The organism is Streptomyces gottesmaniae (genome assembly GCF_031845845.1).
GTDB classification, from domain to species: Bacteria; Actinomycetota; Actinomycetes; order Streptomycetales; family Streptomycetaceae; genus Streptomyces; species Streptomyces akebiae.
Genome location: NZ_JAVRFJ010000006.1, coordinates 55,157 through 79,920, shown reverse-complemented (window position 1 = coordinate 79,920; position 24,764 = coordinate 55,157). Strand labels below are relative to the sequence as shown.

21 protein-coding genes are annotated in these 24,764 nt (G+C 71.6%); 12 read left to right on the top strand and 9 right to left on the bottom strand.

Annotation, left to right across the window (positions count from 1 at the left end):
* Nucleotides 1-9 precede the first annotated feature (9 nt).
* From RM704_RS09135 to rhaI, 6 genes are all read right to left on the bottom strand, one after another.
* Complete coding sequence (locus RM704_RS09135) at nucleotides 10-702, bottom strand: LutC/YkgG family protein (protein WP_033528525.1); 693 nt, start codon at nucleotides 700-702, stop codon at nucleotides 10-12.
* The gene (locus RM704_RS09130; protein ID WP_192829702.1) at nucleotides 699-2,177 is read right to left on the bottom strand and encodes a LutB/LldF family L-lactate oxidation iron-sulfur protein; all 1,479 of its coding nucleotides are present in this window, start codon (nucleotides 2,175-2,177) and stop codon (nucleotides 699-701) included. The genes RM704_RS09135 and RM704_RS09130 overlap by 4 nt, the downstream gene beginning before the upstream one ends.
* Nucleotides 2,174-2,929 (bottom strand): (Fe-S)-binding protein, encoded by a 756-nt coding sequence (locus RM704_RS09125; RefSeq protein ID WP_033528527.1) that lies wholly within the window; start codon nucleotides 2,927-2,929, stop codon nucleotides 2,174-2,176. The genes RM704_RS09130 and RM704_RS09125 overlap by 4 nt, the downstream gene beginning before the upstream one ends.
* Nucleotides 2,930-3,119: 190 nt before the next feature.
* Nucleotides 3,120-4,571 (bottom strand): rhamnulokinase, encoded by a 1,452-nt coding sequence (locus RM704_RS09120; protein ID WP_033528528.1) that lies wholly within the window; start codon nucleotides 4,569-4,571, stop codon nucleotides 3,120-3,122.
* A 23-nt stretch (nucleotides 4,572-4,594) separates the two neighbouring features.
* The gene (locus RM704_RS09115; protein WP_033528529.1) at nucleotides 4,595-6,634 is read right to left on the bottom strand and encodes a bifunctional rhamnulose-1-phosphate aldolase/short-chain dehydrogenase; all 2,040 of its coding nucleotides are present in this window, start codon (nucleotides 6,632-6,634) and stop codon (nucleotides 4,595-4,597) included.
* A 144-nt stretch (nucleotides 6,635-6,778) separates the two neighbouring features.
* Nucleotides 6,779-7,939 (bottom strand): L-rhamnose isomerase, encoded by a 1,161-nt coding sequence (gene rhaI, locus RM704_RS09110; protein WP_033528530.1) that lies wholly within the window; start codon nucleotides 7,937-7,939, stop codon nucleotides 6,779-6,781.
* Nucleotides 7,940-8,197: 258 nt separating this feature from the next.
* Here rhaI and RM704_RS09105 point away from each other — a divergent pair, with 258 nt between their 5' ends.
* From RM704_RS09105 to RM704_RS09060, 10 genes are all read left to right on the top strand, one after another.
* Nucleotides 8,198-9,715, top strand: a complete 1,518-nt coding sequence (locus RM704_RS09105; RefSeq protein ID WP_033528531.1) for a sugar ABC transporter ATP-binding protein — start codon at nucleotides 8,198-8,200, stop codon at nucleotides 9,713-9,715.
* Nucleotides 9,712-10,752 carry an ABC transporter permease gene (locus tag RM704_RS09100; protein ID WP_033528532.1) on the top strand — a complete coding sequence of 347 codons (1,041 nt, stop codon included), beginning with the start codon at nucleotides 9,712-9,714 and terminating at the stop codon, nucleotides 10,750-10,752. Before RM704_RS09105 ends, RM704_RS09100 begins: the two co-directional genes overlap by 4 nt.
* Nucleotides 10,745-11,758 (top strand): ABC transporter permease, encoded by a 1,014-nt coding sequence (locus RM704_RS09095; protein WP_033528533.1) that lies wholly within the window; start codon nucleotides 10,745-10,747, stop codon nucleotides 11,756-11,758. Before RM704_RS09100 ends, RM704_RS09095 begins: the two co-directional genes overlap by 8 nt.
* A gap of 68 nt (nucleotides 11,759-11,826) precedes the next feature.
* A complete protein-coding gene (gene rhaS / locus RM704_RS09090) occupies nucleotides 11,827-12,909 on the top strand; it encodes a rhamnose ABC transporter substrate-binding protein (protein ID WP_033528534.1) in 1,083 nt (360 codons plus the stop codon).
* 50 nt (nucleotides 12,910-12,959) lie between these two features.
* The gene (locus RM704_RS09085) at nucleotides 12,960-13,280 is read left to right on the top strand and encodes an L-rhamnose mutarotase (protein WP_030043960.1); all 321 of its coding nucleotides are present in this window, start codon (nucleotides 12,960-12,962) and stop codon (nucleotides 13,278-13,280) included.
* A 65-nt stretch (nucleotides 13,281-13,345) separates the two neighbouring features.
* Entirely contained in the window at nucleotides 13,346-14,770 is a 1,425-nt protein-coding gene (locus RM704_RS09080) for a BNR repeat-containing protein (RefSeq protein WP_033528535.1), read from the top strand.
* A gap of 121 nt (nucleotides 14,771-14,891) precedes the next feature.
* A complete protein-coding gene (locus RM704_RS09075; RefSeq protein WP_033528536.1) occupies nucleotides 14,892-15,917 on the top strand; it encodes a LacI family DNA-binding transcriptional regulator in 1,026 nt (341 codons plus the stop codon).
* Nucleotides 15,918-16,074: 157 nt separating this feature from the next.
* On the top strand, nucleotides 16,075-17,376 hold the full coding sequence (locus RM704_RS09070) for an alpha/beta fold hydrolase (protein WP_033528823.1): 1,302 nt from the start codon (nucleotides 16,075-16,077) through the stop codon (nucleotides 17,374-17,376).
* A 40-nt stretch (nucleotides 17,377-17,416) separates the two neighbouring features.
* The gene (locus tag RM704_RS09065; RefSeq protein ID WP_033528537.1) at nucleotides 17,417-18,169 is read left to right on the top strand and encodes a PIG-L deacetylase family protein; all 753 of its coding nucleotides are present in this window, start codon (nucleotides 17,417-17,419) and stop codon (nucleotides 18,167-18,169) included.
* Between the two features lie 59 nt (nucleotides 18,170-18,228).
* Nucleotides 18,229-19,068 (top strand): pentapeptide repeat-containing protein, encoded by an 840-nt coding sequence (locus tag RM704_RS09060; RefSeq protein WP_052146149.1) that lies wholly within the window; start codon nucleotides 18,229-18,231, stop codon nucleotides 19,066-19,068.
* Here the strand turns inward: RM704_RS09060 and RM704_RS09055 are convergent.
* Entirely contained in the window at nucleotides 19,036-20,616 is a 1,581-nt protein-coding gene (locus RM704_RS09055; protein ID WP_033528538.1) for a cytochrome P450, read from the bottom strand. The two genes, RM704_RS09060 and RM704_RS09055, sit on opposite strands and share 33 nt — an antisense overlap.
* A 116-nt stretch (nucleotides 20,617-20,732) precedes the next feature.
* Here RM704_RS09055 and RM704_RS09050 point away from each other — a divergent pair, with 116 nt between their 5' ends.
* Both RM704_RS09050 and RM704_RS09045 read left to right on the top strand, forming a co-directional pair.
* Nucleotides 20,733-21,341, top strand: a complete 609-nt coding sequence (locus tag RM704_RS09050; RefSeq protein WP_033528539.1) for a TetR/AcrR family transcriptional regulator — start codon at nucleotides 20,733-20,735, stop codon at nucleotides 21,339-21,341.
* A gap of 107 nt (nucleotides 21,342-21,448) precedes the next feature.
* Nucleotides 21,449-22,174 (top strand): DUF2470 domain-containing protein, encoded by a 726-nt coding sequence (locus RM704_RS09045; protein ID WP_033528540.1) that lies wholly within the window; start codon nucleotides 21,449-21,451, stop codon nucleotides 22,172-22,174.
* On the opposite strand, the gene RM704_RS09040 is transcribed toward RM704_RS09045, so the two are convergent.
* Together RM704_RS09040 and RM704_RS09035 are read right to left on the bottom strand one after the other, a co-directional pair.
* Nucleotides 22,142-23,398: a lactonase family protein gene (locus tag RM704_RS09040; protein ID WP_311590458.1), complete on the bottom strand. Its 1,257-nt coding sequence runs from the start codon at nucleotides 23,396-23,398 to the stop codon at nucleotides 22,142-22,144. The two genes, RM704_RS09045 and RM704_RS09040, sit on opposite strands and share 33 nt — an antisense overlap.
* A 118-nt stretch (nucleotides 23,399-23,516) precedes the next feature.
* The gene (locus tag RM704_RS09035) at nucleotides 23,517-24,704 is read right to left on the bottom strand and encodes a membrane protein (protein WP_033528541.1); all 1,188 of its coding nucleotides are present in this window, start codon (nucleotides 24,702-24,704) and stop codon (nucleotides 23,517-23,519) included.
* Nucleotides 24,705-24,764: the final 60 nt, after the last annotated feature.

Genomic DNA, 24,764 nt, shown 5'->3' with positions numbered 1-24,764 from the left:
TGCCCTGGTCTAGCTCTGGCCGCCGCCCCCGGTCACCAGGACCACCTCCAGGGTGCGCGGGCCGTGGACGCCCTCCACCCGGTCCAGCTCGATGTCGCTGGTGGCGGACGGGCCGGAGATCCACGTCAACGGGCGGGTCGGATCCAGGAGTTCGATCGCCTGAGGCACCGACGACACGACCTGCTCAGGCACGCGGACGACGCAGATGTGGTGGTCGGGTACCAGGGTGATCCGGCGGCGGCCCTGGTCGGGGGAGCCGTCGAGGACGATGGTGCCGGTCTCGGCGATCGCGAGGGCGCAGGCCGTGACGACGCTGTCGACCCGGTCCAACTCGTGCGCGGTGCTCTCCGCCCGGTCCGCCACCCGTGTCAGGTCGGTCGCCGACAGCCACTCCTCGCGCAGCCCCGGCGGCACCAGCACCGTCTCCGAGCCGTGCGCGCGCAACAGCCCCGCGACCACGTCCGCGAGTCCGGCCGCGTCCGTGCGGTGCACGAGCGCCCGGTAGTCCGCCAGGTTCTCCGCCAGCAGCTCCACCGTCTCGGCGGGGCCCAGCCCCCCGTGCTCGCGGAGATAACCCCGCGGCACGGCCTGCTCGTACTGGGGGTCCCTCCCAGGCCCTTCAGGCACTAGGGGAGTGTCGTCCCGGCGCACGTCGGCGAGGGCGCGTCGCACCCGGCCCAGGATCAGATCCCTGCTGCTCACTTGCCCGTCTCCCTTCCGCCGTTCGTCCTCTGCCACCAGTCGCGAAACGGCTCGGGGGGCAGCGCCGGAAGATCACGGCTGGCGCTCCACGCCTTGCCGGGGCCCGGCAGCGTACGGGGATGGAAGCGCCGTGTGCGGGACGCGAGCCGCTGCCCGGTGCGCAGCGCGCCGGGGCGGCTGAACGCCCACCGTGCCGCCCGCATCGCCGCCCGCTCGGCGCCGTGTCCCTTCGCGGGCTTGAGGACGACCTTGTTGCCGTTCTCCGTCACCGGTCCGCCCTGCGCGACCCGCTCCCGCAGGTGCACCAGCACCTCGGGGATGTCGATGGCGACGGGGCACACCTCGTAGCAGGCGCCGCACAGCGAGGAGGCGTACGGCAGCGAAGCGTCGATGTCGCTTCCCGTGCCCCGGAGTTGAGGGCTGAGGATGGCACCGATCGGGCCCGGGTACACCGAGCCGTACGCGTGGCCGCCCGCCCGCTCGTACACCGGGCAGACGTTCAGGCAGGCCGAGCAGCGGATGCAGCGCAGGGCCTGCCGGCCGACCTCGTCGGCGAGCGTGTCGGTGCGGCCGTTGTCGATGAGGACCAGGTGGAAGGTCTGCGGCCCGTCCTCGTCGGTCGTGCCGGTCCAGGTGGAGGTGTACGGGTTCATCCGCTCGGCGGTCGAGGAGCGGGGGAGGGTCTGCAGGAACACCTCCAGGTCCCGCCAGGTCGGCACGATCTTCTCGATGCCCACCACCGAGATCAGGGTCTCGGGGAGGGTGAGGCACATCCGGCCGTTGCCCTCGGACTCCACGACCACCAGCGTGCCCGTCTCCGCGACCATGAAGTTGGCGCCGGAGACACCGACCTTGGCCCGCAGGAACTTCTCCCGCAGATGCAGCCGCGCCGCCTCCGCCAGTTCGGCCGGGGTGTCGGTCAGGCCCTCGGGGGCCGGGCGGCCCCACTCGCTCATCTCGCGCGCGAAGATGTCCCGGATCTCGCCCCGGTTGCGGTGGATCGCCGGAACCAGGATGTGCGAGGGCCGGTCCTTGCCCAACTGCACGATGAGCTCGGCGAGGTCGGTCTCGTAGGCGCGGATGCCCTCGGCCTCCAGCGCCTCGTTCAGCCCGATCTCCTGCGTGGCCATCGACTTGACCTTGACGACCTCGCTCTCGCCGGTCGCCTTGACGAGATACGTGACGATCCGGTTGGCCTCGTCCGCGTCGGCGGCCCAGTGGACCGTGCCGCCCGCCGCCGTGACCGACTCCTCCAACTGCACGAGATACCGGTCGAGATGACGGAGCGTATGGTCCTTGATCTGCTTGCCGGCCTCCCGCAGCGCGGCCCAGTCGGACACCTCCGCGACCGCGTTGGCGCGTTTGGCGCGGATGGTGTGGGTGGCGTGGCGCAGGTTCCCGCGCAGGGTCGTGTTGTGCACGGCCTCGTGTGCGGCCTCGGGGAACGCCGGCATCCCGACGAATGTCCCGCTCATACCAGCGGCTCCTCTTCCGTGCTCGCCAGGATCTCCGCGATGTGGACGGGCCGCAGGTCCGTCCGCAGGCGGGTCATCGTGCCGCCGATGTGCATCAGGCACGAGTTGTCGGCCGCGCACAGCACCTCGGCGCCCGTCGACTCGGCGTTGCGCACCTTGTCCGCGCCCATCGCCGCCGAGACATCGGAGTTCTTCACGGCGAACGTACCGCCGAAGCCACAGCACTCGTCGGCACCGGGCAGCTCCACCAGCTCCAGCCCCTTCACGGCCCGGAGCAGCCGCAGGGGCCGCTCACCGAGGCCGAGGCTCCGCAGCCCGTGGCAGGTCGGGTGGTAGGTCACCTTGTGCGGGTAGTACGCGCCGACGTCCGTCACGTCCAGCACGTCCACCAGGAACTCCGTCAGCTCGTACGTCTTCGGCACGACGGGCGCCAGCGTCCGCGCCAGGCCGTCCCCGCGCCCCTCGGCCCGGGCTCGCTCACCCATGCGGGGATACAGCTCCCGCACCATCGCCCCGCACGAGCCGGACGGCGTCACGATCGCCTCGTACTCCCGGAATACATCGGAGAACTTCCGGGCGAGTGGCTCGGCCTCGTGCCGGTATCCGGTGTTGTAGTGCGCCTGCCCGCAGCAGGTCTGACCCATCGGGAAGTCGACCTCCACACCCAGCCTGGTCAGCAGTTTCACCACGGCCCGGCCGGTGTCGGGATAGAGCGTGTCGTTGACACAGGTCAGGAACAGGGCGACACGCATCGCGGCTCCTTGGGGGTCGGTCATCGGATGAGTCAGAGTACGACGCGCGTACGCGAAGAGCGAGGGGTCCCGCGCGACGATCGGCGGAGACGGGTGCACCCGCGCGCCGACCGTCGTCGGAGACGATCCCGCCGGAGGGGGCCCCACCGGTGGAGGCCCCGCCGGTGGAGGCCCCGCCGGAAGAGGTCGCTCACCTGCCGGCGAGCCGGGCCTCCGCCGCGCGCCAGGCCTCCGGGTCACCTTGCGGCTCGTACCGCACCAGCGGCTGGGTGCGGACGAGCAGTCGCCGCATCGAGGCCCGGTCGCCGACCAGGCCGTGGGCGCGGGCCTGGACGAGGACGTTGCCCAGGGCCGCCGCCTCCGCCGGCCCGGCCACCACCGGCAGCCCGCAGGCGTCGGCGGTGAGCTGGCACAGCAGGGCGTTGCGGGTGCCGCCGCCCACGATGTGGACGACGTCGACGGGGTGGTCGGCCAGCGCCTGGGCCTCGGCGACGGCCCGCCGGTGGGCGAGGGCCAGCGAGTCCAGGATGCACCGGGTGGTCTCGGCGGGCGTCCGCGGGACGGGTTGCCCCGACTCCCGGCACGCCTCGGCGATCCGCTCGGGCATCCGGCCGGGCGCGAGGAACGCCGAGTCCCCGGCGTCCACCACCGACCGCAGCGCGGGCACCGCGGCGGCGCCCCGCAGCAGTTCACCCAGATCCGGGTCCCCCCACGCCCGTACGCACTCCTGGAGCAGCCACAGCCCCATGATGTTCCGGAGGTAGCGGACGGTGCCGTCGAGCCCCAGCTCGTTGGTGAAGTTGGCCGCCCGGCTCGCCTCGGTCAGCACCGGGGCACCGAGCTCCAGGCCGGCCAGCGACCAGGTGCCGGTGCAGATGTACGCGAAGCGCTCCCCGGTCGCCGGCACGGCCGCCACCGCCGAGGCGGTGTCGTGCGACCCGACCGTCGTCACCGGAACCGGTCCGGAGAGCCCCGTGGCCTCCAGCACCTCGGGCCGCAGCAGACCCGCCGGGTCGCCGGGCCGCCGCAGCGGTGCGAACAGGCCGAGGTCGATGCCCAGCCGGTCCGCGACGTCCCGCGACCAGTCACGGGTGCGGGGGTCGATCAGCTGCGTGGTGGAGGCGTTGGTCAGCTCGGTGCCCTGCTCCCCGGTCAGCCAGTACGTCAGCAGATCGGGGATGAGCAGCAACCGCTCGGCATGGGCGAACTGGGCGGAGGACCGGGCGGCGATCAGTTGGTACAGCGTGTTGAAGGGCGCGTACTGCAACCCGGTCGCCGCGTAGAGCTCGGCGGCGGGCACGGTCGCCCACACCTTCTCCGCGACACCCTCGGTCCGGGTGTCCCGGTAGTGCACCGGATTGCCCAGCAGGGCGCCGTCCGCGTCCAGCAGCCCGTGGTCGACGGCCCAGCTGTCGATCCCGACGGAGTCGACCCGCCCACCGCCGAGGGCACCGGCCGCCTTCAGCCCGTCGAGCACCCCCGCGTACAGCGAGAGCACGTCCCAGCGCAGCCCCTCGGGGGTGCGCACCGGCCGGTTCGGGAACCGGTGCGCCTCGACCAGCTCCAGCGAGTCCCGCCCCGCGCGGCCGACCATGACGCGCCCGCTGGACGCACCGAGGTCGACCGCCGCGTACGACTTCACGGACCCTCCGGTCGCGGACGCGCTCATCGGAGGAAGGCGGCGGCCACGCCGGCGTCGACCGGCACGTGCAGACCGGTGGTGTGCGTCAGCTCCCCGCCGGTCAGCGCGAACACCGCGTTCGCCACGTGCTCCGGCAGCACCTCGCGCTTGAGGATGGTCCGCTGGGCGTAGAACTCGCCGAGCTTCTCCTCCTCGATCCCGTAGGTCGCCGCGCGCTGGGCACCCCAGCCGGCCGCGAAGATCCCGGAGCCGCGCACCACACCGTCGGGGTTGACGCCGTTGACGCGGATGCCGTGCTCGCCCAGTTCGGCGGCGAGCAGCCGCACCTGGTGGGCCTGGTCGGCCTTGGTGGCGGAGTAGGCGATGTTGTTCGGCCCGGCGAAGACGGCGTTCTTCGAGGCGATGTAGACGATGTCGCCGCCCAGCCCCTGCGCGATCATCGTCCGCGCCGCCTCACGCGACACCAGGAACGATCCACGGGCCATGATGTCGTGCTGGAGGTCCCAGTCCTTGGCCGACGTCTCCAGCAGCGGCTTGGAGATCGAGATGCCCGCGTTGTTGACGACGAGGTCGACCCCGCCGAAGGCCAGCGCGGCGGCCTTGAAGGCCTCCCCGATCCGTTGCTCGTCCGTCACGTCGACGGTCACGGCGACGGCCTTGTCCGCTCCGCCCAGCTCCTCGGCGACGGCGGCGGCGTTCTCGGCGTTGAGGTCGGCGACGACCACACAGGCACCCTCGGCCACGAGCCGGTGCGCGATGGCCTTGCCGATCCCGCTGCCCGCGCCCGTGACGAGCGCGACCCGGGTCGCCAGCGGCTTCGGCTTCGGCATCCGCTGCAGCTTGGCCTCCTCCAGCGCCCAGTACTCGATGCGGAACTTCTCCGACTCCTCGATCGGCGCGTACGTCGACACCGCCTCGGCGCCGCGCATCACGTTGATGGCGTTGACGTAGAACTCGCCGGCAACCCGCGCGGTCTGCTTGTCCTTGCCGAAGCTGAACATGCCCACACCCGGGATCAGCACGATCGCCGGGTCGGCGCCGCGCATCGCGGGGGAGTCGGGCTCGGCGTGCCGCTGGTAGTAGGCGGCGTACTCCTCGCGGTACTCGGCGTGCAGTTTTTTGAGCCGCGCGATCGCCGTGTCGAGGTCGGCGGTCGGCGGGAGATCCAGCACGAGCGGCCGGACCTTCGTACGGAGGAAGTGGTCGGGGCAGGAGGTCCCGAGGGCGGCGAGCCGAGGGTGCTCGGCACGCGCGAGGAAGTCGAGCACGACCTCCGCGTCGGTGAAGTGCCCGACCTGCGCCTTGTCCTGCGAGGCGACGGCCCGGACGTGGGGCGCGAGGGCCGCCGCCCGCTCCCGGCGCTCCGCGTCGTCCAGTGCCGCGTATCCCTCGACGAGGGGCCCGAACGGCTCCGCCTTCCCCCGCTCGGCGAGGAACCGCTCGGCGGTACGGATGATGTGCAGCGAGTTCTTCTCGCACTCCTCGGCGGTGTCGCCCCAGGCGGTGATCCCGTGCCCGCCGAGCACACAGCCGATGGCCTGCGGGTTCTCCCGCTTCACGGCGGCGATGTCCAGGCCCAGCTGGAATCCGGGCCGGCGCCACGGCACCCACACCACGCTGTCGCCGAAACACTCGGCGGTCAGCTTCTCCCCGTCGGCCGCACAGGCGAGGGCGATCCCGGAGTCGGGGTGCAGATGATCCACGTGCGCGGCGTCGACCAGACCGTGCATCGCGGTGTCGATCGACGGCGCCGCCCCACCCTTGCCGTGCAGGCAGTAGTCGAACGCGGCCACCATCTCGTCCTCGCGCTCCACCCCCGGATAGACGTCGACGAGCGCCCGCATCCGGTCCAGCCGCAGCACGGCGAGCCCGGACTCGGTCAAGGTGCCCAGGTCGCCGCCGGACCCCTTCACCCACATCAGCTCCACGTCACCCCCGGTGACGGGGTCGGTGTCCGTCCCCTTGGCGGACGCGTTCCCACCGGCGTAGTTGGTGTTCCGCGGATCGGCGCCGAGCCGACGGGACCGGGCGAGCAGAGCTGCGGCTTCGGGATGGGTGGCCATACGAGATCAATCCTTACGGTGACGTGTGCGAAAAAAGGGGGGGGGAGTGCGGCGCCCCGTCAAGGGCGCGGGGAACTGCGTGACCAGCCACGAACGGCCCGCAGTCCGCGACCGGCGGTTACCCGGCAGACGAATCGCGGCAGCTCACGCCCCCCAACCGGCCTGCTCTCCGCCGACCCGCTCCTCGACGATCTTCGCCGCCCACCCGGACGCGCGGTACGCGGCAAGGGGATCGGGGTCCAGCCCCATCTCCTCCCGCACCTCCCGCAGCAGCGGCCGCACATCCGTGTTGTACGCGTCCATCACCACGGCGTTGGCCTCCAGCACGTCCCCGGCCCGCTGGGCGGCGCGCAGCGCGTCCCCGTCGACGAGCAGAGCCTTCGCCGTGGCCTCCTGCACGTTCATCACCGATCGGATGATCGCCGGGATCTTCGCCTCGATGTTGTGGCACTGGTCGAGCATGAACGCGACCTCGGGAGTGAACCCGCCCCCACGCACCACCTCGTACATGATCCGGAACAGCTGGAACGGGTCGGCCGCCCCCACCATCAGGTCGTCGTCGGCGTAGAAGCGCGAGTTGAAGTCGAACGCGCCGAGCTTCCCCTCCCGCAGCAGCGTCGCCACGATGAACTCGATGTTGGTCCCCGGCGCGTGGTGCCCGGTGTCGACCACGACCTGCGCCTTCGGGCCGAGCTTCAGGCAGTGCGCGTAGGCGGTGCCCCAGTCCGGCACGTCGGTCGTGTAGAACGCCGGCTCGAAGAACTTGTACTCCAGCAGCATCCGCTGGTCGTCCCCGAGCCGCTGATAGACCTCGGCGAGGCCCTCGGCCAGCCGGTCCTGGCGCTCACGGATGTCGTCCTGGCCGGGATAGTTCGTCCCGTCCGCGAACCACAGCTTCAGATCGCGCGACCCGGTCGCGTCCATGATGTCGACGCACTCCAGCAAGTGGTCGACCGCCTTGCGGCGGATCGCCGCCTCGGGGTGGCAGATGCTGCCCAGCTTGTAGTCGTCGTCCTGGAAGGTGTTGGAGTTGATGGCGCCCAGCTTCACGCCGCGCTGCTGCGCGTGCTTGGCGAGGGCCGCGTAGTCCTCCACCTTGTCCCAGGGGATGTGCAGCGCCACGGTCGGCGCCACCCCGGTGAACTCGTGGACCTTGCCGGCGTCGTCCAGCTTCTCCCAGGGATCGCGCGGGACACCCGGTTGGGCGAACACCTTGAAACGGGTTCCGGAGTTTCCGTACGCCCACGACGGCGTCTCGACGGCCTGGGTCTTGAGGGCGGCCTTCACCGCGGCGAGCTCGGTCACGTCAGGGCTCCTACCGGCTTTGATGTCTGAAACGATTCAGCACCGGAAACTATGAGCGACGCGCCGGGCTGTCAACCCCCCAGGTCAAGTCGGCTTTCCGTGATCCGGTCGTGACCTCTCCTATCGAAAAAATTTCGACCGAAACCCATTGACGTGACCTGGGCCGGGTGCCTAACGTCCCGGCAACCCAGTTGAAACCTTTCACGACGCAGTGAGGCAGCTTCTCCGCTAGCCACCGGCCGTCGTCGAGGAGCCCTCATGACCCACCGGTCCGACAAGGGTCCGGCCCCCGTTCTCGCTCTGAAGGGCATCTCCAAGTCCTTCGGCGCCGTACGCGCCCTGCGGGACGTGTCCCTGGAGCTGTTCCCGGGCGAGGTCCACGCACTCGCCGGGGAGAACGGCGCGGGCAAGTCGACCCTGATCAAGAGCCTCGCCGGGGTGCACCGACCGGACTCCGGTCAGGTGCTCCTCGACGGCGAGCCCACCGTGTTCCACGGCCCGGCCGACGCCCGGGACGCGGGCATCGCCGTGATCTACCAGGAGCCCACTCTCTTCCCCGACCTCTCGATCGCCGAGAACATCTTCATGGGCCGCCAGCCGCGGCGCGCCCTCGGCCGCATCGACCACAAGGCCACCCACGCGGCCACCCTCGCGCTGATGCAGCGGCTCGGTGTCGAACTCGACCCCGACCGTCCGGCACGCGGCCTGTCCATCGCCGACCAGCAGATCGTCGAGATCGCCAAGGCGCTGTCCTTCGACGCCCGCGTCCTGATCATGGACGAGCCGACGGCGGCCCTCACCGGCAGCGAGGTGGCCCGGCTCTTCGGAGTCGTCCGCACCCTGCGCGAGCAGGGTTCGGCCGTCCTCTTCATCTCCCACCGCCTGGAGGAGATCTTCCAGATCTGCCAGCGCGTCACCACCCTGCGCGACGGGGCCTGGATCTCCAGCGAACCGATCGACGGCATGACCGAGGACGACCTGGTCCGCCGCATGGTCGGCCGCGATTTGGCCGAGCTGTACCCGAAGCAGGAGGTCGAGCCGGGCGAAGTCGCGCTGAGCGTACGCCGGTTGACCCGCGAGGGCGTGTTCACCGATGTCTCCTTCGACGTCCGCCGCGGTGAGATCGTCGGCCTGGCCGGCCTGGTCGGGGCCGGCCGTACGGAGGTCGCACGCGCCGTCTTCGGCATCGACCGCTGGGACGCGGGCGAGGTCTCCCTCGACGGCAAGGCGCTCATCAACGGCGCCCCCTCCACCGCGATGGCCGCCGGGCTCGCCCTGGTCCCCGAGGACCGCCGCGCCCAGGGCCTGGTGATGGACATGTCCATCGAGCGCAACATCGGCCTCACCGGACTCCGTACGACCGTCAAGGCCGGTCTGATGGACCGCGGCGCCGAGCGCAGCCGCTCCCTCGACTGGGCCGTCAAGCTCCAGGTCAAGTACGCCAGGATCGCCGACACCGTCAACACCCTGTCCGGCGGCAACCAGCAGAAGGTCGTCCTCGCCAAGTGGCTCGCCACCGGCCCGAAGGTGCTGATCGTCGACGAGCCCACCCGGGGCATCGACGTCGGCACCAAGGCCGAAGTGCACCGCCTGCTCAGCGAGTTGGCCGCCGACGGGGTGGCCGTGCTGATGATCTCCTCCGACCTGCCCGAGATCCTCGGTATGGCCGACCGCGTGCTGGTGATGCACGAGGGCCGACTCACCGCCGAGATCCCTCGCTCCGAAGCCACCGAGGAATCCGTGATGGCCGCAGCCACCGGGAGGGCCGCCGCATGACGGTGACCACCCCTCAGAACACCCCCGTCGCCGAGGTGCCCAAGTCCAGCGGCACCCGGCTCGTGGACCGCGTCTTCAAGATGCGTGAACTCGCCATCCTGGTCGTCTTCCTGGTGATGATCGTCGTCACCCAGCTGGGCAACAGCGAGTTCCTCACCGAGCAGGGCATCAAGGACCTGCTGCTCAACGGAACCATCCTGGTGCTGGTCGCCGTCGGCCAGTCACTGGTCGTCATCACCCGCAACGTCGACCTCTCGGTCGGCTCCACCCTCGGTATCAGCGCGTTCGCCGCCGGCACCTATCTCCAGGGCGGCGGCAACGCGGTGGTGGCCGTGCTCCTGGCGATCCTGATGGGCATCGGCTTCGGCCTGCTGAACGGACTCCTCGTCAGCCTCGGCCAGGTGCCCGCCCTCGTCGTCACCCTCGGCACGCTCTACATCATCCGCGGCATCGACTCCATCTGGGTCGGCTCCCGCCAGATCGTCGCCTCCGGCCTCCCGGACGGGTTCATCGACTTCGGCTCCGGCGGCATCTCCGCGGTGCCCTACCTCGCCCTGATCGCGCTGGCGGTCCTGGTGGCCACGGCCTACTACATGAAGCACTTCGGCAGCGGCCGTGAGCTGTACGCGCTCGGCTCCAACCCGGAGGCCGCCCGCCTGGCCGGTATCCCGGTCCGCAAGCGGATCCTGATGGCGTACACCTTCTGCGGCGCCCTCGCCGGGCTCGCCGGCGCGCTGTACCTGGCCCGCTTCGGCAACGTCGACTCCAGCACCGGCAACGGCTACGAACTCACCGTCGTCAGCGCGGTCGTGGTCGGCGGCGTCGTCTTCACCGGCGGCTCCGGCAGTGTCTACGGCGCGGCGCTCGGTGCCCTGCTGCTGACCTCCATCAACAGCGTGCTGCCCGCCCTCGGCGTCAGCTCGGTGTGGGTGCTCGCCATCAACGGCATCCTGCTCATCCTCGCCATCGCCGTGGACCGCGTGGTCGCGGTGCGCGTGGCGACCGCTCTGAAGAAGAGGAACGCCCGCCATGGCTGACTCCACCCTGTCGCGTGCGATCCGCTGGGACACGGTCGTCGGCGCCCTCCTCATCGTCGTGCTCCTGCTGTCCTTCACCACCGTCGACGGCTTCGGCAACGCGCTCAACCTGTCCTTCCTGATCGGCAACACCCTGCCGATCGCACTGGTCGCCCTGCCGATGACCCTCCTCGTGGTCTCCGGTGAGATCGACCTGTCGGTCGCCTCCACCGCGGGCCTGTCCGGTGCGGTGATGGGCGCCCTGTGGAACCAGGGCATGACCATCGAGACGATCATCCCGATCTGTCTGGCCCTCGGTGTGGTCTGCGGGCTGATCAACGGCCTGCTGGTCACCAAGCTCGGCCTGTCGTCCCTCGCCGTCACCATCGGCACGCTCGCCGCCTACCGGGGCATCGCGCAGATCGTCCTCGGCTCCGACGCGGTCACCGACTTCCCCACCCAGTACCTGGACTTCGCCGCGGGCCGGATCGGCGACAGCTTCGTCCCGCAGGCGTTCATCCCCTTCCTGGTCCTGCTGGTGATCGCCGTGATCGCCCTGCACGCCACCCCCTTCGGCCGCTCGGTCTTCGCGACCGGGGCGAGCGAGGAGGCCGCCCGGTTCGCCGGCATCCGGGTCAAGCGGCAGAAGCTGATTCTCTTCACGGTGACCGGCCTGATGGCCGCCCTCACCGGCGTCTTCTGGGCCCTGCACTACGCCAGCGCCCGCTACGACAACGCCACCGGGCTCGAACTCTCGGTCGTCGCGGCCGTACTGCTCGGCGGTATCGACTTCGACGGCGGCAAGGGCACCCTCGGCGGCGCGATCGCCGGTGTGTTCCTCCTCGGCACCCTGCAGAACGTCATGAGCCTCCAGGACGTCTCCGCCCAGTCGCAGATCGTCGTCACCGGCGTCCTGCTCGTCCTCTCCGTGCTCGGCCCCCGGGTCGCACGCCAGATCTCCGTCGCCAGGGCCGGCCGCAGAGCCGCCTCGGCGCCGGTCACCAAGGCGCCCACTCCAGCCCCCTGACGGCTGGGCCCCCACCGCCGACCCGTACACCGCACACCCGCCCGCCCCTCCGTATCAAAGGACCCCTCATGCGCAAGGCAACCCTCCGCCGTTCCTGTGCGGCGCTCGCCGCCGTCACCTCCTTCGCCCTCGGCGTCACCGCCTGCGGCGGCACCACGAAGAGCGACGTCAAGGACGACTCCGCCTCGGCACAGGCCACCGGCAAGGCCGACCCCAACGCCGAACTGAAGAAGGGCCTGACCGTCGGCTTCCTGCCGAAGCAGGTCAACAACCCCTACTTCACCTCCGCGGACAAGGGCGGCGAGACGGCGCTGAAGGAGCTGGGCTCCAGCTACAAGGAGGTCGGCCCGTCCAGCGCCACGGACACCTCCGGCCAGGTCACCTACGTCAACACGCTCACCCAGCAGCAGGTCGACGCGATGGCCGTCTCCGCGCAGGACCCGGGCGCCCTGTGCCCCGCGCTCAAGCAGGCCATGAGCAACGACATCAAGGTCGTCACCTACGACTCCGACACCAAGCCGGAGTGCCGCAACGCCTTCGTCTCGCAGGCCAGCGCCGAGGACCTGGGCCGCACCGAGGTCCAGCTGCTCGCCGAGCAGATCGGCTACAAGGGCGAGATCGCGATCCTGTCCGCCGCGCAGACCGCGACCAACCAGAACACCTGGATCGAGTTCATGAAGGACGAACTCAAGGACCCCAAGTACAAGGACATCAAGCTCGTCAAGGTCGCCTACGGTGACGACGACGCCCAGAAGTCCTTCCAGCAGACCCAGGGCCTGCTCCAGGAGTACCCGAACCTGAAGGGGATCATCTCCCCGACCACGGTCGGCATCAAGGCCGCCGCCCAGTACCTGTCGGGCTCCAAGTACAAGGGCAAGGTCAAGCTGACCGGCCTCGGCACCCCCAACGACATGCGCAAGTACGTCAAGGACGGCACGGTCGAGGGCTTCGAGCTGTGGGACCCGGCGAAGCTCGGCGAGCTGGCCGCCCGTACCGCCGTGGCGCTGGTCTCCGGCCAGATCACCGGCAAGGAGGGGGAGACCTTCACCGCCGGTGACATGGGCGAGTACACCATCGGCAAGGACGGCGTCATCAGCCTCGGCAAGCCCACCGTGTTCAACAAGGAGAACATCGACAAGTTCGACTTCTGATCTCCGCACACGAGTCACGCCACCCCCTCACCCCCCAGGAGCGGTATCTCATGCAGCGCGTCTGCTTCCTCCTCAAGGTCCGTCAGGACCGGATCGACGAGTACCGCGAGCGGCACGCCGCCGTGTGGCCGGAGATGCTCGAAGCACTCTCGGCCACCGGCTGGCACAACTACTCCCTCTTCCTGCGCGACGACGGCCTGCTGGTCGGCTACCTGGAGACCGAGGACTTCCAGGCGGCGCTGGCCGGCATGGAGGCCGCCGAGGTCAACGCCCGCTGGCAGAAGGAGATGGCGCCGTTCTTCGAGTCCCTCGACGGCGCCCGGCCCGACGAGGCCATGAAGCCGCTCACCGAGGTCTTCCACCTAGCCTGACCCCCCACGAAGCAGCACCCCTTCCCTTTCCCCTCCCCACCTCGCTCGACAACGGAGTCCCCGAGATGAAGAGACGTACGCTGCTCGGTGCCGCCCTCGCCGGCGCCGTCGTGACCCCCGCCCTCGGCGCCGCCACCGCCCGGGCCGCCGACCCCGGGCCCTCGGTCACCCAGACCGGCAACACCCTGCTCGACAGCCAGGCCATCTACTTCGTCTCCTACGACGGCCTGGTCAACAACAACTCGTTCCAGAAGAACGCCCTGCTGACCTACAAGGGCTACCAGTACGCCGTCTGGTACACCGCCGACCGCAACGCCGTCGTCGGCCGCCGCGTCCTCGGCTCCGGCACCTGGTCCACCGTCAAGGTCGGCCACACCCTGCGCTACAACGACTCCCACAACGTCATCTCCATGGGCGTCTCCAAGGTCGACGGCCGCCTCCACCTCAACATGGACTCGCACAGCGACGGCTTCACCTACGTCAAGTCCGTCGCCGGCCTCATGGACGACCCGGCCGGCCTGAGCTGGACCACGAGCCGCTTCGGCGCACCCCAGTCCACCCTCGACGGCCTCGCGCTCACCTCGCAGTTCACCTACCCGCAGTTCGTCTCGACGCCCGACGGCAAGCTCCAGCTGAGCTACCGCGTCGGCATCTCCGGCAACGGCCGCAACGCCCTCGCCGAGTACGACGGCACCTCCTGGACCAACCTCGGCGAGTGGACGTCCTCCACCGGCACCTACACCAGCGAGCACGGCTCCTCGACGGCCCGCAACATGTACCTGCACGGCATCGACTACGACCGCAACGGGCGCCTGCACGCCCTGTTCACGTGGCGCGAGCAGAGCAACAGCGTCATGTGCAACAGCGGCGGCATCACCAACCACGACACCGGCTACGTCTACTCCGACGACCGCGGCCGCACCTGGCGCAACAACGCGGGCACCGTCGTCGGTACCACCGGCGGCTCCGACCGGGTCTCCGTCACCGACGCGGGCCTCGTCGTGGACGCGCTCAACCCGGACCACTCCCTGATGAACCAGGAGAGCCAGTGGACCGACTCGGCCGGCCGGCCGCACGCCATCATCAGCTACGTCCCCGGCCGCTTCGGCCAGTGCACCACGAACTACGTCGCCAACCGCACGGCCAACGGACGCGCCTTCCTCGTCCGCAAGAGCGCCTCCGGCCCGTGGGTGAAGACCGAGATACCCGTGCCGCTGAACTCCAGCCAGCGCACCAAGCTGGTCATGGACAAGTACAACAACGCCTACGCGATCTTCCCCTTCGGCCGGATCGCCGGAGCCACGGCGGCTTCCGGGCACACCGACTGGAAGATCCTGTTCGACGGTTCCGGGCTCAACGCCTTCGGTGAGGTCGTGTTCGACGAGAGCCGGATCGCCCAGGACAATGTCCTGTCCGTGATGTACCAGGTGAAGTCGAGCGGCACCACACCGTCGGCGCTCCGAGTGATCGACTTCGCCCTGCCCGCCTGACCCGTCGTACGACCCGTACGACAGCTACGTTTCCGTCGCTGACCGGGCCATTTCCCCTCAGGCCCGGCGGTAGTGTGAACGTATGCCCGCCGCTCCGTACCTTCCTGGAGGTCCCCGTCCGATGTCGCAGTCGGTGGGTATCAAGGACGTCGCCGCCGCCGCCGGAGTCTCCGTCGGCACGGTCTCGAACGTCATCAACCGGCCGGACTCGGTGGCTTCCGGCACCCGGGCCCGCGTGCTGGCCGCCATCGACCGCCTCGGCTATGTCCGCAGCGAGTCGGCACGCCAGCTGCGGGCCGGGCGGAGCCGCATCATGGGGCTGCTCGTGCTCGACATGGGCAACCCCTTCTTCGTCGACGTCGCGCGCGGTGCCGAGCGGGCCGCGCGCGACGCCGGGCTCGGCGTGATGGTCTGCAACAGCGCGCAGAGCGCCGGCGAGGAGTCCGAGTACCTCTCGCTCTTCGCCGAACAGCGGGTGCGCGGGGTGCTGTTGACCCCCGCCGACGCCACGGGACGCAACATCGCGGCGTTCCGTCGCCACGGCATCCCCTTCGTCCTCGTCGACCGGGTGGCCGAGGGCACCACCGAGTGCTCGGTCTCCGTCGACGACGTCGCGGGCGGCGCCCTCGCCGTACGTCATCTGGTGGACGCGGGCCACCGCTCCATCGCGTACGTCAGCGGACCGGCGGGTCTCAACCAGGTCCGCGACCGCCGTACGGGCGCCCTGAGCGCCCTGCAGGAGGCGGGACTCGGCCCCGAGGCCCTGCGGGAACTGCCCACCGAGCGCCTCGACGTGGCCGCCGGCCGGGACGCGGGCGCCCGTCTCCTCGGCCTCGCCGACCGCCCCACCGCCGTCTTCTGCGCCAACGACCTGCTCGCCCTCGGCGTGCTCCAGGCCATGTACGCGGCCGGGGTGAGCGTGCCCGAGGACCTCGCCATCGTCGGCTACGACGACATCGAGTTCGCCGCCGCGGCCGCCGTCCCCCTCACCTCCGTACGCCAGCCCGCCGTCACCATGGGCGCCCTGGCCGCCGAACTCCTGCTGGAGGAGACCGAGGCCGAGACCGCGACCGTCCCGCACGAGCACCGGCGGGTCGTCCTCCAGCCGGAACTGGTGGTGCGGCGCTCCAGCCTCTCCGCGCGCTGAGCTCCCGTTCAGTAGCCGCACACCGACGGCGGCCGGTGTACCGATCCCATGCTGATCCCCGGTTCAGCGAGAATTTCTTGATCCACGGGGTCGGCCGGGCGGAGAATCTGTGCTGGACTGGACCACGGCCTGGAATCCGTCCGCTCAGGGAGCCCTGTTGTCCGTCAGCTACCGGCAGCCCGGTGTCGTCCTCACCGACCGCCGCTTCACCGTCCCCCTCGACCACGACCACCCGGCGGGGGAGCGGATCGAGCTCTACGCGCGCGAGGTGGTCGCGAGCGACAAGGCGGACGCCGAACTGCCCTGGCTGGTCTATCTGCAAGGCGGCCCCGGCTTCGGGGCGAACCGTTTCGTCGGCCGTGAGGCCTGGCTGGAGAGGGCCCTGCGGGAGTACCGGGTCCTGCTCCTGGACCAGCGCGGCACCGGTGCCTCCACCCCCGCCAACCGCCAGACCCTCCCCTCGCGCGGCGGCCCCGCCGAACAGGCCGACTACCTGGCCCACTTCCGCGCCGACTCCATCGTCCGCGACTGCGAGGCCATCCGCCCCGAGGTCACCGGCGGCGCCCCCTGGGCCGTCCTCGGTCAGAGCTTCGGCGGCTTCTGCGCGGTCACCTATCTGTCGACCGCTCCCGAGGGGCTGAGCACCGCCGTCATCACCGGCGGACTGCCGACGCTGGACGGTCACGCGGACGACGTCTACCGCGCCGCCTACCCGCGCGTCGAGCGCAAGGTCGCCGCGCACTACGCCCGCTACCCCCAGGACGTCGAGCGGGCCCGCCGGATCGCCGAGCACCTCCTCGAACACGACACCGTGCTGCCGGGCGGCCACCGGCTCACCGTCGAGGCCTTCCAGTCCCTCGGCATCCTCCTCGGCCGCGGAGACGGCAGCCACCGGCTGCACTTCCTGCTGGAGGACGCCTTCGTCCGCACCCCCCGGGGCCCGGCGCTCTCCGACGCGTTCCAGGAGGCGGTCCAGGGCCTGCTCTCCTTCGCCGGGCACCCCCTGTACGCCCTCGTCCACGAGGCCTGCTACGCCCAGGGCGGGCGGTCCACCGCCTGGTCCGCCGAGCGGGTGCGCGCCGAGTTCCCGCAGTTCGACGCCGCCAAGACCCTCACCGGGGACGGGCCGGTCCTCTTCACCGGCGAGTCCGTCCACCCCTGGACGTTCGCCACCGACCCGGCCCTGCGCCCCCTGCGGGAGACCGCCGAGGTACTGGCCGCCCGCACCGACTGGGCCCCGCTGTACGACCCGGCCCGCCTCGCCGTCAACGAGGTGCCGGTCGCCGCCGCGATCTACCACGACGACATGTACGTCGACACCGAGCACTCCCTCAGGACGGCCCGCTCGATCCGGGGCCTGCGCACCTGGGTCACGGACGAGTTCGAGCACGACGGCGTACGCGCCGGGGGACCGAGGGTGCTGGACCGACTGCTGGCGCTGACGCGCGACGAGGCGTGACCACGAGCGAAGGGTCCGTGCCCGGCGCTACTGTGCCGACATGAGCGACCCTCAGCAGGAGCAGCCGGCGCAGCTCGCACCCATGCCCGACGACTGGCGGCGCGCCCTCGCCGTCGTGGCCCACCCGGACGACCTCGAATACGGGTGCTCGGCGGCGATCGCCGCGTGGACCGACGCGGGCCGTGAGGTCGCCTACGTCCTCGCGACCCGCGGCGAGGCCGGCATCGACACGCTGGAGCCCGCCCGGTGCGGCCCGCTGCGGGAGCGGGAGCAGCGGGCGAGCGCCGCCGTCGTGGGCGTGTCGGAGGTGGAGTTCCTCGACCACGAGGACGGCGTCGTCCAGTACGGGCCCGCGCTGCGCCGGGACATCGCGGCCGCCGTCCGTCGGCACCGCCCCGAGCTGCTCATCACCCTCAACCACCGCGACACCTGGGGCGGCGTCGCCTGGAACACCCCCGACCACGTGGCGGTGGGCCGTGCCACACTCGACGCCGCCGGTGACGCGGGGAACCGCTGGATCTTCCCCGACCTCCTCGACCAGGGACTGCAACCGTGGGACGGCGTCCGCTGGGTCGCCGTCGCCGGCTCCTCCAGCCCCACCCACGCGGTCGACGCCGGCCCCGGCCTCGACCGCGCCGTCGCCTCCCTCCTCGAACACCGCACCTACATCGAAGCGCTGACGAAGGAGGACCCGGAGAGCTACGCCCGCGCACTCCTCACCGGGTACGCCCGCGCCGCGGGCGAGCGGTTCGGCGGGAGGCCGGCGGTGGCCTTCGAGGTGTTCTCCCGGTGACGGGTGGTGCCCGTGGCGCACGCAGACCCCGTCGGTGAGTCCTGGTTAGGGTGGACCGTATGGAACAGACATCCGGTGCGGCCCGTCGCGCGCCCGACCTGCGTGATCTGCGCGCGGACTGCGGCAGTTGTTTCGGCCTGTGCTGTGCCGCCCTGCCCTTCACCGCCTCGGCGGACTTCGCCGTCGACAAGGCCGCGGGCACGCCGTGCGGGAACCTCGGGGAGGACTTCCGCTGCGGTATCCACGACCGGCTCCGGGGTGAGGGGTTCACCGGCTGCACGGTCTACGACTGCTTCGGCGCCGGGCAGAAGGTCTCGCAGGACACGTTCGGGGGCCGGAGCTGGCGAACCGGTGGTCGCGAGCACGCCCGGCGGATGTTCGACGTCTTCCCGGTCGTCCGTCAACTGCACGAACTGCTCTGGTACTTGACCGAATCCCTGACCCTTCCCGCCGCTCGCCCCGTGCACGCCGACCTCCGGCGCGCGCTCGACGAGACCGAGCGGCTGACCCGGCGGACGGCCGAGGAACTGGCGGAGCTGGACGTCGCCGCGCACCGGCAGCGTGTCAACGCACTGCTGCTGAAGGTCAGCGACCTCATGCGCGCGGGCGCCGGACGCAAGCAGAACCGGCGGGGAGCGGACCTCATCGGCGCCCGCCTCAAGGGCGCCGACCTGAGAAAGGCCAACCTTCGGGGTGCCTATCTGATAGCCGCCGACCTGACCGGCGCCGATCTGCGCGGCGCGGACCTGATAGGCGCCGACCTCCGCGACACCGACCTCACCGACGCGGACCTGACCGGTGCCTTCTTCCTGACCCAGCCCCAGCTCAACGCGGCCCGTGGCACCGCCGGCACCCGGCTGCCGACGTCAGTCACCCGCCCCGGTCACTGGACAGTCTGACGGCGACGGCGACGGCGACGGCGACGGCGGCGAGGACGGGAGCCGCGCGGTGCCCCGCCCCGCCACCCCCACCCGGCGCTCCACGTTCAGCCGCAGCCCCTCCGGCATCAGGGTCAGCCGTTCCGCCACCCGCAGGCGGTACCCCGGCTCCGGGCTCAGCTCGTAGCGGCGCAGCAACAGGCCCAGCACCAACGTGGCCTCGTGCAGCGCGAACTGGCGGCCGATGCAGGCCCGAGCCCCCGTGCCGAACGGCTTGAACGTGTGCGGCGCCCGCGAGCGCACCGCCGCCGCGTCGAAGCGGTCCGGGTCGAACCGGTCGGCGTCCGCGCCCCACACCTCCGGGTCCCGGTGCAGCATCATGGTCAGCACCAGTGCCCAGGCGCCCCGCCGCATCGGATGGACCCCGCCCAGCACGGTGTCCGCCCGGGCCTCCCGGGAGAAGGCGGGCGCCGTCGGCCACAGCCGCAGTGCCTCGTCCAGCACCCGGCGGACATACCGCAGCCTGGCCACCTGCTCGTAGCCGGGCCGTACGGTGTCGCCCCACACCCGGTCCACCTCGGCGCGGGCGCGGGCCGCGAGGTCCGGGTACCGGGCGAGGTAGTGCAGGGCGAAGCTCAGGGCCCCCGAGGTGGTCTCGTGCCCGGCGACCAGGAAGGTGATGACCTGCCGTCGGACGTTCTCGGCGGACAGCCGCTCGCCGGTCCGCGGATGCGACGTCTCCAGCATCCGGTCGAGCAGGTCACCGCTCCCCGCCCCGTGATCCCGGACGCCGGTCCCGCCCCGGTTCCCGGTGCCACCTGAGGACCGCCGCGCCCGCACCAGCGCGTCGACGGTCTCGTCGAGGTACGCCATGTCCGCCCGGTTGTGCCGGGAGGCGCCCCGCAGCAGCAGGGGCACCAACGGGTCGGGGACGACGTTGCGGCGCTGGGCGTAGGTCAGGGTGCCGACCATCGCCTCCACGAAGGGGTGCGGCCGGGAGCGTTCGAAGGAGCCGAAGTCGTGACCGAAGCCGGTGCGGGCGATCGTCTCCAGCGTCAGCTTGGTCATGTCGCCGGGCACGTCCACGGTCTCGCCGGCCGCGCCCGCCCGGTCCCAGTGGTCCATCAGCCGCTCGGCGACGTCGAGCATCAGCGGGTGGTACCCGGCCATGGCCTCCCTGCTGAAGCCCGGGGCCAGGACGTCGTGGGCGAGCTGCCAGTTGGGTTCGTGGTTGTAGGCCGTGAAGAGCCCGTCCCCGGCCACCGGGCGCAGATTGGCCACGCCTACGCCCACGTGCTTGGCGAACCGTGACTCGTCCGCCAGTTCGGCCGCGAGACCCGCGCCCCCGACGAACACGATCTCCTTGGTGAACGCCTTCCGCCGGAAGATCGGCCCGAGCCGCCGCCCGAGCCGCAGGGACTCCTGGACCGGCGTGCGCAGATTCGTCCCGAGGGCGTCGCCGAGGACGGGGAGCCGGTACGGCGGGTGCGGTATGCGGCGCAGTTCGGGCCAGCCGAGCTCCGCGCTGCGGAAACCCCTGGCGGTCGTGGTCTCCGTCGTCGCCGTCATGACCACCTCTCCCTCGCGCGCACGCCGTGCCGGAGCCCCCGCGACTGTTGTACTCGGGTTCAATAGTGGGGTCAGTCTCGACCCGCTGTTGAACCCGCGTCAAGTAAAGTGACGGCATGGCAGCCAGGCAGGGAGAGCGCCCCCGTCGTCGGCTCAGCACCGAGGAGCGGCGGGAGCAGCTCCTCGCGGTCGGGGCCCGGCTCTTCTCGGAGAGCCCCTACGACGACGTGTGGATCGAGCAGGTGGCCGAGATCGCCGGTGTCTCCCGTGGGCTGCTCTACCACTACTTCCCGAACAAGCGGGTCTTCTTCGCGGCGGTCGTGGAGCGCGAGAGCGAGCGGATGCTGCGGATCATGACCCCGGCCCCCGGTGACTCGGCGCGCGAGCGGCTGGCCAACGGGCTCGACGCGTTCCTCGCGTACGTCGAGGAGCACGCCCACGGCTTCCGGGCGTTCCACCGCGCCGACGCCACCGGGGACCAGGCCGTGCGCAAGGTCTACCAGCGGGCGCTCGCCGCCCAGGAGGCCCGGATCCTGGCGGCCCTGTCGTCGGACGCGGAGTTCGCGGCGGCCCTCGACGGGCGACCGGAGATGCGGCTCGCCGTGCGGGGCTGGCTGTCGTTCACGACGGCCGTCTGCCTGGAGTGGCTGAGGGGCTCGGAGCTGTCCCGGGAGCAGGTGCGGGATCTGTGTGCGCGGGCCCTCTTCGGGGTGCTCGCCCCCTGATCCGGTCCGCCGCGGCGAACGGAAAGTTCACGGACTGCCCGGACGGTGGTTGGCGTACGCTCCGATCTTCGATAGGTTAGGCAAGGCTTACCTAAGGGAGGTTTGGGATGGGTGACCGTCACACCTGGACGGCCGCGCCCGCCGCGGCGGAGCGTGCCCGCTCGGTGCTCGCGGCGGCGTGGTCCTGCGCGGTGACCGCCGAGGGCGGCCGCGAGGAGTTCGTCGGCGCGCACAGCGTCACGGAGGACGGCCGGGTGATCCTGTGCGTCCCCGAGGACAGTACGCTCGTCGCCGCCGCGATCTGCGCACCGCGCGGCGAGCCGTCCGCCGTGCTGGAGTTCGCCGACGTGGCGCCCGTCCCCGTGCGCAACCGCATCCGGGCCCGGCTGTGGATCGCCGGCTGGTTCGCGCCCAAGGACGGAGACCTGGAGTTCAAGGCCACCCGTATCGTGCTGCGCGAGCCGTCCGGAGCGGTCGTGGTCGGCCTCGACGAGTTCGCCGCCGCCCGGCCCGACCCGCTGGCCACGGCCGAGTCCCGGCTGCTGACCCACCTCGCCGACGCGCACCCGGACGCCGTCGAACGCCTCACCCGGCTCGTCCCGCACGACAGTCTGCACGGCGCCGTACGCGTCCAGCCGCTCGCCGTCGACCGGCACGGCCTGACCCTGCGCATCGAGCGGGCCCGCGGCAACGGCGACGTACGCCTGACGTTCCACAAGCCCGCCGACGACATGGCGCAGCTCACCGAGCGGATGCACATCCTGCTCTCCCAGGCGAGCGCCGCGTCCTGCCCGCGCGCCCTACAGCGGCAGCGCACAGACGGCGACGGGTGACGCGAACGGCGCCGCCGCGCGCCGCAGTCCACCGCTGTCCGCGTCGACCTCGAAGACGCTGACCGCGTTCGACCGCTGGAGCGCGGCGAACAACAGGCTCCCGTCCGGCGAGAGGGCGATCTGGCGCGGGAAGTCCCCGCCGACCGGCACGGTGCCGAGGAGCCTCAGCCGCGCGCCGTCCGCCTCGACCGCGTAGCGCGTCAGACTGTCGTGCCCCCTGTTGGCGAGATACGCGTGCGCGCCGTCCGGCGTCACGACCAGCTGGGCCGGGTAGTTGGTGCCCGACCCCGTGCCCGTGGACTGCGGCGGGCCCGGCGTGAGCCGCCCGCGGTCGGGCTCGTAGGCGCAGACCACGACCGTGTTGTCGACCTCGTTGGCGAGATAGGCGTACCGGCCCTCGGGATGGAAGGTCAGATGCCGGGGCCCCGCACCCGGTCGGACGCGCGCCCGGGACACCTCGGTGAGCGTGCCCCGGGACTCGTCCAGCCGGTAGGTGTAGACCGTGTCGTTGCCCAGGTCGACGGCGAGGACATGACCGCCGTCGGGGCTCGTGACGATCTGGTGCGCGTGCGGCCCGTCCTGGCCGGGGCCCGGCGCCGGACTGCGGTGCACCACCAGGTCCGTGCGCTCGCCCAGCGCGCCCGACTCCTCCACGGGGTGCACGGCGACACTGCCCGAGCCGTAGTTGGCGCTCAGCAGCCACCGTCCGCTCGGGTGCACCGAGAGATGGCAGGGCGCCTCGCCGCCGCTGCCGCGGGTGCCGAGGACCTTGCGGTCGGAGAGCCGTACGGCGGTCACCCCGCCCTCCGGCCGCTCGTTCACGGCGTACAGCGTCCGGCCGTCCGGGTGTACGGCGAGATACGACGGGTCGCCGACCCCGGTGATGGTCCCCTCACCCGTGATCCGGCCGCTCCGGGCGTCGTACGTCGCCACGCCGATCCCGGTGCCACCGCCCTCGACCGAGGTGTACGTCCCGATGTAGAGCGGCCGGGGGCCGGTGCGGGCGGGGGAGGGGGTGGCGGCCGCGGACTCGGTTCCGGCCCCGGTTCCGGTCTCCGCCGACGGGCCCGTCGGGGCGTTCGTCGCGGGGGAGGACGACGCGGACCCGGCCGTCCCGTCGGATCCCGCGCAGCCCGCCAGGGCGGCCGGCACGGCTCCCGCCAACAGTCCGAGGGCACGGCGCCTGCTCCAGCCGCCCCGGTCCCCAACCGCCTCGCTCGTCATTCGCGCACCTCGGGTCTCGCTTCTCTCGGCCGCCACCACCTTGACGGGTGCGAGCGCCCCGGCGCAAAAGGCGACGGCGGGCGTTGCGCGCCATGCAACGCCCGCCGTTCGTCCTCGACTACCAGTCGCCGTCCTGGATCGGCTTGCCCGGAGCGTCACCCAGCGGTGTGACCTGGCCGGGAGCGGGTGCCTGCCACGGATCGAGGTCGTCGCCGAGCCAGTCACCGACGGGCTTCACCGTGCCGAGGGCGTCGGCCGGGTCGAGATCGTGGGCGTCGTTGTCGTAGTACTCGAACCAGGGGAGCCCGGCCCGGGTGTAGGCCGCGCGGTCCACGGGCGACGGCGGCGGTGCCTCCCCGGTGATCCGGCGCCACTCGGGCGGGGTGACCAGATGGACGAAGATCCGCCCGGACGGCCGCTCCGCCCAGCTGCCGCGCGGCCAGGTGTCCCGGTAGACCTCCTGCCGCATCGACCCGCCGACCCCGAGACCCATCGCCGCCGGCGCCCGGGACGGGGCCGCGGAAGCGCTGCGCCGCGGGGCCGCGCCCGGCGCCGCCATCGGGTACGCGGCACCCGGGGGCATCGGCCCGCCACCCGGCGCGGGCGGCAGGGGGGCACTGCCCGGCGCCGGCGGCATCGGAGCGCCGGTGGCCGGAGGTGCCATGGGCATGGCACCCGGCGGCGGCATCGGGACCGGGGCCGCGCCCTCGTAGCCTCCGTATCCACCGACCGGGCCGACGGCCCGCTCCCGCTCGGCCCGCAGCCGCTCCTCCCTGCGCCACACGGCGAGCTGCCGGTCGTTCAGCGGGAACGACTGGAGCTGGACCCCGCCGAACACCTCCTCGCCGGTGACCTGGCCCTCGACCGTGGCACCGAGGCCGAGGGGGACGGCCACGAACTGCCTGACCGTGCCCTTGCCCGAGTTGATGCCGTCCAGCCACGGCTGACGTGGGAGTACGACGTAGTTCTGCGGATCACGGGCGAGCGCACCGGTCCACGGCTTGCCCGACACCGCGCACACCTTGCCGACGCCGACCTGGAGCGCGGCCGGTTCCGTGGAACCGCCGAAGTGCAGCCACATCGCCTCGCGCAGATACACGGGGAGCATCACCCCACCGCGTGCCCGCATCTCCGCGGAAGCGGTGTGCGGATGGTCCTCGACCCGGCGGATCGGGAAGTCGCCCAGCCCGGGCGGGAGTTGGTGCGTGCCCGTCTCCGGCAGGCGCAGGGTGCGGATGAAGCGCACCCGTACGCCACCCGGCAGATGGAGTGTGGTCCCGTCGATCCGCACGGTGCCTTCGGCCATTCCGTACGCTCCCCTCGTCGTCGCGTCGTGCCTTGTCCCTCCCCGGGGCGCCACTGGTAC